Annotated in this window: 14 protein-coding genes; 1 reads left to right on the top strand and 13 read right to left on the bottom strand. The window is 56.1% G+C overall.

The window, feature by feature from the left end; genetic code table 11:
* Window positions 1-196 precede the first annotated feature (196 nt).
* From NST43_RS32170 to NST43_RS32125, 10 genes are all read right to left on the bottom strand, one after another.
* Window positions 197-1,144, bottom strand: a complete 948-nt coding sequence (locus tag NST43_RS32170; RefSeq protein ID WP_173135697.1) for a ribose-phosphate pyrophosphokinase — start codon at window positions 1,142-1,144, stop codon at window positions 197-199.
* Between the two features lie 23 nt (window positions 1,145-1,167).
* Window positions 1,168-1,995: a histidinol-phosphatase HisJ gene (gene hisJ / locus NST43_RS32165; protein WP_209994473.1), complete on the bottom strand. Its 828-nt coding sequence runs from the start codon at window positions 1,993-1,995 to the stop codon at window positions 1,168-1,170.
* A gap of 14 nt (window positions 1,996-2,009) precedes the next feature.
* Window positions 2,010-2,729 carry a bifunctional phosphoribosyl-AMP cyclohydrolase/phosphoribosyl-ATP diphosphatase HisIE gene (gene hisIE / locus NST43_RS32160; RefSeq protein ID WP_209994474.1) on the bottom strand — a complete coding sequence of 240 codons (720 nt, stop codon included), beginning with the start codon at window positions 2,727-2,729 and terminating at the stop codon, window positions 2,010-2,012.
* Window positions 2,726-3,484 (bottom strand): imidazole glycerol phosphate synthase subunit HisF, encoded by a 759-nt coding sequence (hisF, locus tag NST43_RS32155; RefSeq protein WP_209994475.1) that lies wholly within the window; start codon window positions 3,482-3,484, stop codon window positions 2,726-2,728. The genes hisIE and hisF overlap by 4 nt, the downstream gene beginning before the upstream one ends.
* Before the next feature lie 26 nt (window positions 3,485-3,510).
* On the bottom strand, window positions 3,511-4,260 hold the full coding sequence (gene hisA, locus NST43_RS32150) for a 1-(5-phosphoribosyl)-5-[(5-phosphoribosylamino)methylideneamino]imidazole-4-carboxamide isomerase (RefSeq protein ID WP_339221513.1): 750 nt from the start codon (window positions 4,258-4,260) through the stop codon (window positions 3,511-3,513).
* 42 nt (window positions 4,261-4,302) lie between these two features.
* Window positions 4,303-4,923 carry an imidazole glycerol phosphate synthase subunit HisH gene (gene hisH, locus NST43_RS32145; RefSeq protein ID WP_209994477.1) on the bottom strand — a complete coding sequence of 207 codons (621 nt, stop codon included), beginning with the start codon at window positions 4,921-4,923 and terminating at the stop codon, window positions 4,303-4,305.
* Window position 4,924: 1 nt separating this feature from the next.
* A complete protein-coding gene (hisB, locus tag NST43_RS32140) occupies window positions 4,925-5,536 on the bottom strand; it encodes an imidazoleglycerol-phosphate dehydratase HisB (RefSeq protein WP_246553205.1) in 612 nt (203 codons plus the stop codon).
* Window positions 5,523-6,833 (bottom strand): histidinol dehydrogenase, encoded by a 1,311-nt coding sequence (gene hisD / locus NST43_RS32135; RefSeq protein WP_209994478.1) that lies wholly within the window; start codon window positions 6,831-6,833, stop codon window positions 5,523-5,525. The genes hisB and hisD overlap by 14 nt, the downstream gene beginning before the upstream one ends.
* Window positions 6,834-6,870: 37 nt before the next feature.
* Window positions 6,871-7,515, bottom strand: coding sequence for an ATP phosphoribosyltransferase (hisG, locus tag NST43_RS32130; protein WP_209994480.1), 645 nt, complete (start codon window positions 7,513-7,515; stop codon window positions 6,871-6,873).
* Window positions 7,516-7,584: 69 nt separating this feature from the next.
* Window positions 7,585-8,802 carry an ATP phosphoribosyltransferase regulatory subunit gene (locus NST43_RS32125; RefSeq protein WP_339221508.1) on the bottom strand — a complete coding sequence of 406 codons (1,218 nt, stop codon included), beginning with the start codon at window positions 8,800-8,802 and terminating at the stop codon, window positions 7,585-7,587.
* A 254-nt stretch (window positions 8,803-9,056) separates the two neighbouring features.
* Between NST43_RS32125 and gntK the strand changes: the two genes are divergently transcribed.
* Window positions 9,057-10,610 (top strand): gluconokinase, encoded by a 1,554-nt coding sequence (gntK, locus tag NST43_RS32120; RefSeq protein WP_339221507.1) that lies wholly within the window; start codon window positions 9,057-9,059, stop codon window positions 10,608-10,610.
* Between the two features lie 172 nt (window positions 10,611-10,782).
* On the opposite strand, the gene NST43_RS32115 is transcribed toward gntK, so the two are convergent.
* From NST43_RS32115 to ppaX, 3 genes are read right to left on the bottom strand one after another with little or no spacing between them, the layout of a single operon-like run.
* Window positions 10,783-11,871: an acyltransferase family protein gene (locus NST43_RS32115; RefSeq protein ID WP_339221506.1), complete on the bottom strand. Its 1,089-nt coding sequence runs from the start codon at window positions 11,869-11,871 to the stop codon at window positions 10,783-10,785.
* Window positions 11,872-11,873: 2 nt separating this feature from the next.
* Entirely contained in the window at window positions 11,874-12,362 is a 489-nt protein-coding gene (locus tag NST43_RS32110; protein ID WP_339221505.1) for an acyltransferase, read from the bottom strand.
* On the bottom strand, window positions 12,359-13,018 hold the full coding sequence (gene ppaX / locus NST43_RS32105) for a pyrophosphatase PpaX (RefSeq protein ID WP_339221504.1): 660 nt from the start codon (window positions 13,016-13,018) through the stop codon (window positions 12,359-12,361). The genes NST43_RS32110 and ppaX overlap by 4 nt, the downstream gene beginning before the upstream one ends.
* Window positions 13,019-13,021 lie beyond the last annotated feature (3 nt).

Raw genomic sequence — 13,021 nt, 5'->3', positions numbered from 1 at the left:
CACCTCCCTTGTTTCAGCTTCCCTAGCCTTACCTGTTCGTTTCCATTTATGGTCTCGGCTGTCTTCTTCACACAGTATACCACATGTGGCAATCAGATTCTCAATCTCCAGAGAGAGCTAAGGGGAGGGGAAAGCTTGGGAAAATACAGCCTCAGGGCCTGCTTCATGGCTCATTCACAAAAAAAAGACGCAGGCGTTAAATCCCTGCGTCTCTGAATAGCTTATCTATGGAACCGCCCTCGATAATAATTCGTGTGGCCTCAGCCAGCATGGGGGCTACCGAGAGCACTGCGAACCTGCTGGAATGCTCATCCGGCAGGGCTATCGAATCTGTGACGACAATCTCGTCAATATTGGGATGGTCCATCCGCTCAAGCGCGTCTCCGGAGAACAGGCCGTGCGTAGCACAGACGATGCTGTTCCGGGCGCCCCGCTCCTTCAGACCCTCCACCACATTGACGATGGTCGTTCCGGTATCAATGAGATCCTCTATAATGATCGGCGTTCTGCCTTCAACATCCCCGATAACATGCGTAATTACCGATTCATTATGGGCCGGACGTTTCTTGATCATGATGGCGAACGGCGAATCCAGCCGGCTGGCCAGCTTCTCCGCCATGGAGGCGCGTCCCGCATCCGGCGATACTACGACCAGATCGGTAAGACCCTTCACCTTCAAGTAACCGCTGATCAGATCGAGCGCTGTCAGATGGTCGACCGGAATATTGAAGAATCCCTGTATGGCTGCGGCATGCAGATCAATCGTAATTACCCGCGTTGCGCCGGCGGTGGTCAGCACATCAGCAACCATTTTGGCCGAGATCGGCTCACGTGGTGCAGATTTGCGCTCCTGCCGGGCATACCCGTAATAAGGGACGATAATGTTCACCGTTCTGGCCGATGCACGTTTGGCTGCATCAATCATGACCAGCAGCTCTACAAACAGCTCGTTAATCGGATGAGCCAGGGATTGCACCAAAAATACGTCGCAGTTCCGGATGCTCTCTTCATAATGCACATAAATCTCGCCGCTTTTGAAACGTGTCAGCTTGATCAGACCAAGCGGCGCACCAAGGCGCTCCGCAATATCAGCGGCAAGCTTCGGATTCGACGAACCGGAAAAAATCCGTAATTGATGATGCATAGTACCCTCCTGGGATTATAAATTTATACGTTGAACGGAACAGATGTACGGCGGCGTCCTTCAAAGACGGCCAGTTCGCGGAAGCCGGTGCGCCAGAGCATGTCCCGGGCCTCTGTTAAGCCGTCTCCCAGCTTCATGGGATCATGCGCATCAGAGCCAACCGTGAGCGGAATGCCTAGCTCCAGCGCCTGGACGAGCACATGCTCTGCCGGGAACATCTCGGCACACGGCTTGGTCAGCCCGGAAGCATTCAGCTCCATGGCGATTCCGCTGCGGGCGATGATCTTCAGCGTATCCAGCTCAAGCGCTCTGGCCTCCGCCAGGTCCTCCGGCGTCCGGGGTCCGTAACCGAACCTTTTGATGACATCCATATGTCCTATAATATCATATAATCCCGATAACGCCGACTTCTGTACAGCATCATAATAGCGGCGGTATACGTCCATTACATCCTGACCTTCCCAGCCATGGGTCTGCCGGTGGTCCGTAATATCCCATTCCCCAAGGAAATGTACAGACCCGATCAGATAATCCCACGGATACGGTGCCAAAAGCTCGCGGATCTGATCCTCATATCCTTCGATATAATCCGCTTCAAGCCCTACACGCAGCTCAATCGTTCCACGGTAACGCTCCTTCAGCGTAAGGCATTCCTCCACATAACGCGGAAGCTCCGCAAGAGGCATAGCCATCTCGGGATAGTAGTGGTCCGGGTCGACATGGATAAGCGGCAGATGATCCGACAGCCCGAGCTGATCCAGACCCAGAGCGATGCCCCGCTGCACATACTCCTCCAGCTTCCCGACGGCATGGCCGCAGCGTTCATGATGGGTATGATAATCGATGTGCATGCTGAAGTGTCCTCCTAATCCCGCCGCGGCCGTTCATGGCGGGCGCTCAGCTCTTCCAGAATCTCATCCAGCGGAAGCTTGCGCTCCTGAAGCAGCACCAGCAGGTGATAGATCAGATCGCTGACCTCCAGGCGCAGCTCAGCATTATCTTTGTTTTTGGCGGCAATGATCGTCTCGGAGGCTTCCTCACCGACCTTCTTCAGGATCTTATCCACACCCTTATCGAACAGATAAGTGGTGTAAGCCCCCTCAGGACGGTTCACCTCACGCTCGGCAATGACACGCTCCAGCTCACCGAGTACCGCAAACCGGCCGCTCTCTGTGTCAGCAGTATTCACGGCAGCCCCGGCAGTGTCAGCTACGGTTGCCGATGAATCGAGCGGAATCTCGCGGAAGAAGCAGCTGTTCTCCCCGGTATGGCAGGCCGGACCCTCCGGCACTACCTTCACCAGCAGCGTATCGCTGTCACAATCGTAATGGATCGAGGTGATTGCCTGCGTATTGCCGGACGTCCCCCCCTTATGCCACAGCTCGCTGCGTGAACGGCTCCAGAACCAGGTCTGGCCGCTCGTAAGTGAGCGCTGCAGCGACTCAGGATTCATATAGGCGAACATTAATACCTCCAGGGTGCGCGCATCCTGAATGACAGCAGGCAGCAGGCCAGATTCATTCCAGCGGATGCCTGACACTGCCTCCTGCTGGCTTAGTGCGATATCCTTCTTGTCCTCGCTCATCGGATCTCTACTCCTCTTTGCTTCAGATCAGCCTTCAGATCATGAATAGCAATCTCTTTATAGTGAAAAATGGTTGCCGCAAGTCCGGCATCTGCCCGGCCTTCCGTAAATACATCATAGAAATGCTCGATTTTCCCGGCCCCGCCAGAAGCAATGACAGGAATACTCAGCAGGTCGCTGACCGCCGCTGTCAGCTTCAGGTCGAAGCCGTCCTTGGTCCCGTCCGCGTCCATACTCGTAAGCAGAATCTCACCCGCGCCCAGCCGCTCGGCTTCCTTGGCCCAGTTCAAAGCCCGGATGCCCGTAGGCGTACGTCCGCCGTGCGTATACACTTCCCATTCGCCCCAAGCCTCATTATATTTGGCATCCATCGCCACTACAATGCACTGGGAGCCGAAGTGACGGGCCCCTTCCAGGATAAGTTGGGGGTTATTGACAGCGGCCGTGTTGATGCCGATTTTGTCCGCTCCGGCACGCAGAATCCGCTTCATGTCTTCCGGGGTCGAAATACCCCCGCCCACCGTGAAAGGAATGGCAATCTCTCCCGCCGTCTGCCGCACCACTTCTATCATGGTCGCTCTGCCTTCCACAGAAGCGGAAATATCCAGGAATACCAGCTCATCCGCGCCCTCGCGGTCGTACAGCGCCGCAAGCTCCACCGGATCTCCGGCATCGCGCAGATTCACAAAATTCACGCCTTTTACCACACGCCCGTCCTTCACATCCAGACAGGGAATAATCCGTTTCGCCAACATTCCAAGACCCCTCCCTAGTATAAGACTTACCGCAATCCGGAGGACTGGCCCAGGGCCTGTAGCGCTTCAGCCAGATCAATATTACCGGTATACAGCGCCTTGCCCACAATCGCCCCGCCGATTCCGCTGCCGCTATGTACGTTCAGGCGCTGCAGATCATTAAGGCTGGTCACGCCGCCGGAGGCGATTACGCTGCGGCCGCTTGCCTTGGCCATAGAGAGAATACCTTCCACGTTCGGCCCCTGCATCATCCCGTCGCGGGAGATATCGGTATAGATGAAGGTCTCTGCGCCTTTGGCGGCCAGCTCCCTGGCCAGGTCTTCCGCGCGAACCTCCGACGTATTAAGCCAGCCGTGCGTAGCCACATAGCCGTTGCGCGCATCGATGCCGATGGCTACTTTGTCGCCGTATTTGGCAAGAACCGCTTCTGTAAACGCCTGATCATTAATGGCTGCCGTTCCGATAATTACACGGCTGATACCAAGACCCAGCAGCTTCTCCACATCGGCAAGTGTACGGAGACCGCCGCCGACCTGTACAGGAACATTCGCGTGCTTGGCAATGGATCCAATGATGGCATCATTTACGGGGCAGCCTGCTTTGGCTCCGTCCAGATCCACCAGATGGATATACTGTCCGCCCTGCTCTTCCCATGACTTAGCCACCTCTACCGGACTGTCGTTATAGATCGTCTCTTGGGCATAATCGCCCTGCTGTAGCCGGACACACTTGCCGTCCCGGATATCAATCGCCGGATATAGGATAAAAGTAGACATGAATACTCCCCGCTTTCATTGCAAATTAGTGATTCAGGCAGGCTAAGCCTGCTGTGCCTGGAGCTGCAGGAAATTACCCAGCAGCTTGATGCCAAGCTCCCCGCTCTTCTCCGGGTGGAACTGCATCCCGTATACATTATCGCGCCCCACGATAGCCGTTACCGGATGTCCATAGTCTGTGACGGCCAGCAGATCGCCGTCCGCCGCGAGTGCATGATAGGAGTGCACGAAGTACACATGGCCCTCCGTCAGGCCGGCCAGCAGCGGACTCTCCGGCTGGCGGAAGCTCAGCTTGTTCCAGCCCATATGCGGCACCTTGTATCCGTCCCGGGGGGCGAAGCGTACCACTGCGCCAGGCAAAAGCTCCAGCCCCTTATGCTCGCCGTGCTCCTCGCTGCTGCTGAACAGCAGCTGCATCCCGAGGCAGATGCCCAGCACCGGCTGTCCCGCTTCTGCTGCAGCCCGGACGACATCGTCCATTCCGCTCTCCCGTAAGTGCTCCATCGCATCGCCAAAGGCACCGACACCGGGCAGAATCACGCTGTCTGCGGCCAGAATGGCAGCGGCATCGGCCGTTACAAGACTCGTATAGCCCAGCCGCTCTACCGCCTTACTGACACTGTGCAGATTGCCCATGCCATAATCGACGATTGCAACAGCCATGCTACAGCACTCCCTTCGTCGAAGGTACGCCCTTCACCCGGGGATCAACCAATGTCGCCTCATCCAGCGCCCGTCCCAGCGCCTTGAAGACCGCTTCAATCATGTGGTGGGTGTTGGAGCCGTAATGTACGATGACATGCAGCGTAATTCTGGCTTCCAGCGCGAATTTCCAGAGAAATTCATGAACGAGCTCCGTAGAGAAGCTGCCCACCTGCTGTGAAGGATACTCCGCCCGGTATTCAAAATGCGGCCGGTTGCTGATATCAATCACTACCTGAGCCAGCGCTTCATCCATAGGGACGAAGACACTTGCATAACGTTTAATCCCTTTTTTGTCGCCCAGCGCTTCGCGCAGAGCCTGTCCCAGACAGATGCCGATGTCCTCTACCGTGTGGTGGTCATCAATATCAATATCGCCCCGGGCCTGCACGTTCAGGTCAAACTGTCCATGCTTCGTGAACAGATCCAGCATATGATTCAAGAAAGGCACATCGGTCTCCAGTTCCGAGACCCCGCTGCCGTCTACGGCAAAGGTTAACTTGATGTCCGTTTCGTTGGTTGTACGGCTAAGTCCGGCCTTTCGCAGCGCCTGTTCGTTATTATTGTTCTCCATTTCCGTCTCCACCTCTCGCTTCCTTCTCCAGCCGGATTTCAATTGCACGTGCATGGCCCTCCAGCCCCTCACGCCGGGCAAGCTCCATAATTGCCGCCCCGTCCCGCAGCAGCGCTTCCTTGCTGTAATAGATCAGACTGGACTTCTTGATGAAGTCGTCCACATCTACAGGCGAGGAGAACCGCGCTGTGCCATTCGTCGGTATAATATGGTTCGGTCCGGCGAAGTAGTCGCCGACCGGCTCCGAGCTGTACGGCCCGAGGAAGATGGCCCCGGCGTTCTCAATTGCGCCGGTCAGCCCCATCGGGTCGTTCACGACAATCTCCAGATGCTCCGGCGCCAGCCGGTTGACCACGGAGATGCCCTCCTCAAGCGAGTCTACGACGATAATCGCGCCGTAGTTCTCTACCGAGGCCCGCGCGATGGCTTCGCGCGGCAACGTCTGCAGCTGCCGCTCGACCTCGGCAGCCACTGCCTCCGCGAGACGCTGCGACGGCGTCACGAGGATCGCCGACGCCATCTCGTCGTGCTCGGCCTGCGAGAGCAGGTCGGCCGCGATGTAGGCGGCCTCGGCGGTATCGTCGGCGAGCACGACGATCTCGCTCGGTCCGGCGATGCTGTCGATGTCGACAGCGCCGTAGACCTCGCGCTTGGCCAGGGCCACGTAGATGTTCCCTGGCCCGCAGATCTTATCGACCGGCACGATGGACTCCGTGCCGAAGGCGAGGGCGGCGATGGCCTGCGCGCCGCCTACGCGGTAGATCTCGTGTACGCCCGCTTCAGCGGCGGCCACGAGAATATAAGGATCAATGCCTTCGGAGCCGCCCGTCGAAGGCGGCGTCACCATTACAATCTCCGGCACCCCGGCAATCTGTGCCGGAATCACGTTCATCAGCACCGAGGACGGGTATGCCGCCTTGCCGCCGGGAACATAGACGCCCACACGCTTCAGCGGGCGGATGATCTGGCCGAGGATCGTGCCGTCCGGCTGCAGATCCATCCAGGAATTGCGTTTCTGCCGCGCATGGAACGCACGAATGTTCACGGCTGCCGCGCGGATCGCCGTCACGAAGGACTCCTCTACCCGGCCATAGGCGGCCTCAAGCTCCTCCGGCTTGACGCGCAGCTGCGCTGGCGTCAGTGCGGCGCCGTCGAAGCGCTCCGTATACCGGAGCAGCGCCGCATCGCCTTCCTGCTTGATATCGGCCACGATTTCACGTACGGCCTTATTCTGCTCCGGCGTGCCGTATTCCACTTCACGCTGCAGCTTAAATTCCTTACTGGACTGGACCTTCACCGCCGCTTCCCCCTTGAACTCTATAATTGTGCTTAGCTTATTTCACCTGCAGCCCCGGTCCTGCAATAACAGCCTGCAGCCGGTCGCATAGCTGTTGAATCTCCTCATTCTTCATCCGGTAGCTCACCCGGTTCGCCACCAGGCGGCTGGTGATCTCGAAGATGCTCGTCATCTCCACCAGCCCGTTATCCTTCAGCGTCTGGCCGGTCTCCACCATATCCACGATCCGGTCAGCCAGCCCGATCAGCGGTGCCAGCTCGATAGAGCCGTTCAGCTTCACAACCTCCACCTGCTGGCCTTGCTCACGGAAATACCGCGAAGCCACGTTCGGGTACTTGGTGGCGACCCGCTGCTGAATGCCCGGCTGCCAGTTTGGAAGCCCGATGATCGACATCCGGCAGCGGGCGATCCCGAGATCAAGCAGCTCGTACACATCGCGGCTCTCCTCCAGCAATACATCTTTGCCGACAATCCCGATATCCGCCACTCCATATTCTACATAAGTGGGCACATCCACCGGCTTGGCAAGAATGAACTCCATTCCGGCCTCCGGCAATGATATCACCAGCTTGCGCGACTCTTCTCCGTCCGGAGGAATCGGCAGTCCCGCCTGGCGGAACAGCTCTGCCGCTTTATTATAAATCCGGCCTTTCGGCATGGCTACCTTAAGAATCTGTGCCATCAATACCCGCCCCCGTTTCGTATTTCAGCTTCTCTTCATCATATCAAAAATTACACGCACCAGCTCCGCTCACCCATGCTCGCTGACAAACGACACGAACGTGTATATCTCGCCGTACAGCTCGCCCTCTGCCTGAATAGTATCCGCATCCAGCCGCTTCACAGTCTTCAGCTCCTCCGGGCCGGCCGCCAGCCGTGTGACCACAACATGCCCTTCCGACCGCAGCCTCGCGGCTTCCGCAAGGCCCTCCTGGCGCCGGAGTACATCGTACTGGACCAGAATCGGCAGTTCTTCCTCTTCCAGCAGCCCGGAGACTCCATCCAGAATACGGTTGGTCTTCAGGGAGAAGCCGGTGGAAGGAATCGGACGCCCGAATTGCTGCAGCAGATTGTCATACCGGCCGCCGCTGCATACCGGGAAGCCCAGCTCGGAAGCATACCCCTCGAAGGTCATGCCGGTATAGTAAGAGAAATCACCGATCATCGTCAGATCAATCAGCACATGCTGCGAGACACCGTACGCAACCAGCACCTCCCATACCTTGCACAGATGCTCAATCGACGCGCGCGCCAGCGGGTGGTTGCTCAGCTCCAACGCTTGTCCGCAGATCTCCTTGCCACCGCGCAGCCGCAGCAGTCCGTCCAGCTCCTGCTTCTGGGCAGTAGGTAGCTCAAGACGCCGCAGGGTCTCACGGAAGGCGACATAATCGCGGCTGAGCAGATGGCTCTTCAGCTCCTCCTGAGCCTGCGGCAGGCCCGATACTGCCTCCTGGAAGAGACCATCGAGGAAGCCGACATGTCCGATTGCTATTTTAAAAGACTTTACGCCCGCGGCCTGCAGTGAAGCAATCGCCAGCGCAACTACCTCAGCGTCAGCCTCCGGCGAATCATCACCGACAAGCTCTACACCGGTCTGAAAGAACTCCGCCTCCCGCCCGGCCTCTTCTTCAATCGCCCGAAAGACGTTGGCATGGTAGGACAGACGCAGCGGCAGCGGCTCATCCTTCAATAGAGAGGAGACCACACGGGCTACAGGTGCTGTCATTTCCGAACGCAGCACCAGCGCCTGCCCACGGTTGTTAAGTAATTTATACAGCTTCTGATCGGATGTAGAGCTGGCTACACCGACCGTATCGTAATATTCAAGAGTAGGCGTAATCATCTGCCGGTAGCCCCAGCGGCTCATACAGTGAAGTACATCCTTCTCAATCTTGCGCAGCTTCGTTACCGCACGCGGGAGATAATCCCTTACGCCGGCAGGCTTTTCAAATCCTTTTGGTTTGGCCATTTTCATTGTTCACCTCATCGGATATGTTAAAGGGTATCATTAAATACTTTATCATGGTAAAGTGGTAGCAAAGTAAAGTAGTGGCAATATCGTATCACGGACTATCCTTTTGCGTCAACAATTCGCTTGAATTCCAGAGTTCCTTTTGCCACCGGGATAAGCGGAGAATATAATAGGTTAATATGATTGTACTTTATTTCCTCCATGAAGTATTCCCGGCATCTAATTCAGAAGCAGAAAGAAGGACTGACGGCTTGAGTACATCCTATATGATTGGCGTTGATATTGGAACCACCAGCACTAAGGCTGTCCTCTTTGAGGAGAATGGAACAATTGTCGCTCAGAGCAATCAGGGCTATCCGCTGCATCAGCCCTACCCCTCTGTCGCAGAACAGGACCCGGAGCAGATTCTGGAAGCCGTAATTCATACTATAGCCTCGGTCATGCAGGAGAGCCTTGCCGCACCTGAAGCCATTCTGCTGGTCTCCTTCAGCTCCGCTATGCATAGCGTCATCGCTGTAGATGCTTCGGGCAAGCCGCTGACCGCCTGCATCACCTGGGCCGATAACCGGAGCAGCCGCTGTGCCCGGCGGTTGAAGGATGAACTGAACGGACATGAGCTGTATCTGCGGACAGGAACGCCTATACATCCCATGTCTCCCATCACCAAGCTGATGTGGCTGGGCGAGGAGCAGCCCGAGCTGTTCCGCCAGACCTACAAGTTCATCTCCATCAAAGAATATATTTTCTTCAGATTGTTCGGTGAATATGTGATCGACCATTCCATCGCCTCGGCCACCGGCATGTTCAATCTGGAGAAGCTCGATTGGGACGAGGAGGCGCTGCGGATTGCCGGTGTTACCCCGCAGCGGCTATCCCGTCCGGTTCCGACCACCCATATCCTGCTGGGACTGCTTCCAGAGCTTACCGGGAAGCTAGGTCTGCTCACGGACACCCCGTTTGTAGTGGGCGCCAGTGACGGCGTCCTGTCTAACCTTGGGGTAGGTGCAATAGAGCCGGGAGTTATCGCTGCAACTATAGGCACAAGCGGCGCCATCCGTACTGTAGTAGACCATCCTCTGACTGATCCCAAAGGACGGATCTTCTGCTACGCCCTGACAGACAAGCATTGGGTGATTGGCGGCCCAGTGAATAACGGGGGGATGCTCTTCCGCTGGGTACGTGATGAATTCGCCGCTTCTGAAGTGGAGACCGCGAAGCGCCTCGGCATTGATCCCTACGAAGTATTAACCCGGATTGCCGAGCAGGTCCCGCCCGGCAGTAACGGACTGCTCTTCCATCCGTATCTGACCGGCGAACGTGCGCCGCTGTGGAATCCCGATGCCCGCGGCTCCTTCTTCGGGTTAAGCATGAATCACCGCAAGGAGCATATGATCCGTGCGGTGCTGGAAGGGGTCATCTTCAACATGTACACCGTGTTGCTTGCTATGGAGGAATGTATCGGCGAGCCCGTTAGAATTCTTGCTACCGGCGGCTTCGCCCGCTCAGCTCTATGGAGGCAGATGATGGCGGATATTTTCGATCAGGAGGTGGTCGTCCCTGAGAGCTTCGAGAGCTCATGCCTCGGCGCAGTCGTACTCGGATTATACGCCATCCGGCGGATCGATTCCTTCGATGCTGTCTTCAGCATGATTGGCTCTACTCACCGGCATGTGCCGGTTACAGCCCACGCCAAAGCCTACAAACAGCTGCTGCCCATCTTCATCTCAGTAACCCGCAGCCTGGAGGACCAATATCAGGCTATCGCCGACTTCCAGCGCGAGCAGGCGGGGGAACAGCCCGGCTAACCGTGATCTTCAGAATCACCCGTTTACAACAACAAAGCGCCGGCTGGCCGCAGATGCGGCCAGCCGGCGCTTTCAATTTATCTTAAGATGACCTATCGCTAATTCTACACTGTCGCCTTAGACGCTGCTGCCGGCTTCTGCGGTGCAGAACCAAACACCATCCAAGCCGGCTTCACATAACGGAAGGCAAGCGCAACCACCAGCCAGAGCCCAGGAGGGCCACCAGCCAGCCGCCCGCTATTGCCGCCGTATAGGCCAGCGATCCGCCGTGGAACGGCAGCTTCCGGTACATGAACAGCAGCAGCGGATGGAGCAGGTAGATACCGAAGGAGCAGGCCCCGGCCGAGAGCAGCAGTCTGCTCAACACGCTGCGTCCTGCCCCGTACAGCAGGAAGGACAGCTGAAACAGTACCAGACAAGAGAGCAAGGCATGCAGATTCGAGAACCCTTCGTACCATAGACTATTGATTATTGTTTTCTTCGTATAGTTGTTATACCACAATACCACATGCCCAATTCCTGCAGCCGCCCATAACAGCCACAGTACCACCCAGGTTGTCCCTTTACCGGAGCGCCAGCCTTCGCGGGAGGGAACCAGCCACTTTTTCAAAGAGCTGTAGTAGATGGCAATCGCCGCACCGAGCAGGAAATACGAGAAATACGTAATGGCCAGACTACCCTTGGACAGCTTCCAATACCCGTGGTTCACCATATATTTGTTAAGCAGCACGAAGCCCCACTGTAGCGCAAGCCCGATCACCGGAGCCCAAGCCGCGAGAGGCCGGACTTTCTGCAGACACCAGAGTATCAGCGGGAACAGCAGATAGAACTGGATAATAATGATGATATAGTATAGATGTGTATACGCCGTACCCGTCCATAGATACTTGAAGAACTTCCCTCCCAGCTCCTGAAGAGGCAGCCCCCAGGTATGCCCGGAAGTCATTTTGAGTCCAAAATACAGCACCGTAAACACAAGATAAGGCACAATGATATAGATCAGCCTGCGGCTGTAGAATTTGGCCAGCACCTTCCCGCCCAGCGGACGGTCAATATAATTGTAGAACAGGACGAATCCGCTCAAAAATATAAAGGAAGGCACCGCAAATTGGCTGAACTTGTTAATGAACAGAAACGGGGGGAACATTGAAGTGCCCAATGTCTCTGCTAACGTGCGTGAAGTGGCATGAATTGCGATCACCGCAAAAATAGCAATTGCCCGAAAAATATCAAGCTGCGGGATTCTTTCCTTTTGAGCCATTATCATTCCTCCTGTTTACGCAGTTCACGCAGCGGATTCCCACCGACGAATGAACCGGCAGCAACATCCTTGTGAACCACCGACCCCGCCGCAACCGTAGCCCCATCCCCAATCGTAACCCCGGGAAGAATGGTCGTGTTAGCCCCAATCATTACATTCTCGCCGATAATGACTTCACCCAGCCGGTACTCCTTGATGAGGTATTCATGGGCCAGGATCGTGGTGTTATAGCCGATAACAGTGTTCTCTCCGATAGAGATTTTCTCTGGAAAAAAAACATCTACCATCGCCATAAGCCCAAACGCAGTATGCTTGCCTACCTTCATCCCGAGCACCCGGCGATAAATCCAGTTCTTGAGCGGCAGAACCGGGCAATAGCGGGCAATCTGGATAAAAATAAAATTGCGCACACCCTTCCACGGGCTAACCGTGCGGTAAATATGCCAGAGCGAATTATGCCCCTCGATTGGATAACGGGTTACCTTTCTCACGGCTGCATGATCTCCTGCTCCACAATAGTATATAAATCCTTCATCTCATGGATGATGTAATCCGATTCATAGGTCCGCAGCACATCCTCACCCTTAAGCGACCAGGCCACTGCTGCTACACGCACTCCTGCTGCCTTGGCAGACTGAATATCGACAGCGCTGTCGCCTACCATCAGTGTCTTGGCCGGATCAACACCCAGATTGGCAACTGCCGTGAGTACCGGCTCCGGGTGCGGCTTCGGATGAGTCACATCATTCACTGTAACAATCGTCTCCATATATTTCAGCAGATCGAACATCTCCAGCGCCTTGAGCGTGGTAGGCCGGATCTTCGTGGTCACAATCCCAAGCCGGATTCCCCGGCGCAGCAGCTCCTCCATCGTCTCATTCACATGGGGAAAAGAGCGGACCAGCTCATCGTGATGGGCATTGTTATACGAACGGTAAGACCGCTCCAGCACGCTTATATCCTTCGCCTCCAGGCCGGAGAACGCACCTAGCTGCTGCTGAAGTGTAGTTCCCATCATGGGAATGATCTGCTCCCGGGTCAGCACCGGCAGGTTATTCTCCTTCAGCGCATGCATAAACGAGCTAATGATCAGCTCATTCGTATTCACAATCGTTCCGTCCAGATCAAATAACACGCATTCTATCATTGA

This window comes from Paenibacillus sp. FSL H8-0332 (assembly GCF_037963835.1).
GTDB lineage: Bacteria > Bacillota > Bacilli > Paenibacillales > Paenibacillaceae > Paenibacillus_AQ > Paenibacillus_AQ rhizoplanae.
Note: the sequence above shows the minus strand (reverse complement) of the source record. Positions and strands in the feature narration are given on the sequence as shown.

Coding starts and splice junctions, on each gene's coding strand:
- NST43_RS32170 (WP_173135697.1), bottom strand. CDS start 1,144: ATGCATCATCAATTACGGATTTTTTCCGGTTCGTCGAATCCGAAGCTT.
- hisJ (WP_209994473.1), bottom strand. CDS start 1,995: ATGCACATCGATTATCATACCCATCATGAACGCTGCGGCCATGCCGTC.
- hisIE (WP_209994474.1), bottom strand. CDS start 2,729: ATGAGCGAGGACAAGAAGGATATCGCACTAAGCCAGCAGGAGGCAGTG.
- hisF (WP_209994475.1), bottom strand. CDS start 3,484: ATGTTGGCGAAACGGATTATTCCCTGTCTGGATGTGAAGGACGGGCGT.
- hisA (WP_339221513.1), bottom strand. CDS start 4,260: ATGTCTACTTTTATCCTATATCCGGCGATTGATATCCGGGACGGCAAG.
- hisH (WP_209994477.1), bottom strand. CDS start 4,923: ATGGCTGTTGCAATCGTCGATTATGGCATGGGCAATCTGCACAGTGTC.
- hisB (WP_246553205.1), bottom strand. CDS start 5,536: ATGGAGAACAATAATAACGAACAGGCGCTGCGAAAGGCCGGACTTAGC.
- hisG (WP_209994480.1), bottom strand. CDS start 7,515: ATGGCACAGATTCTTAAGGTAGCCATGCCGAAAGGCCGGATTTATAAT.
- NST43_RS32125 (WP_339221508.1), bottom strand. CDS start 8,802: ATGGCCAAACCAAAAGGATTTGAAAAGCCTGCCGGCGTAAGGGATTAT.
- NST43_RS32115 (WP_339221506.1), bottom strand. CDS start 11,871: ATGGCTCAAAAGGAAAGAATCCCGCAGCTTGATATTTTTCGGGCAATT.
- ppaX (WP_339221504.1), bottom strand. CDS start 13,018: ATGATAGAATGCGTGTTATTTGATCTGGACGGAACGATTGTGAATACG.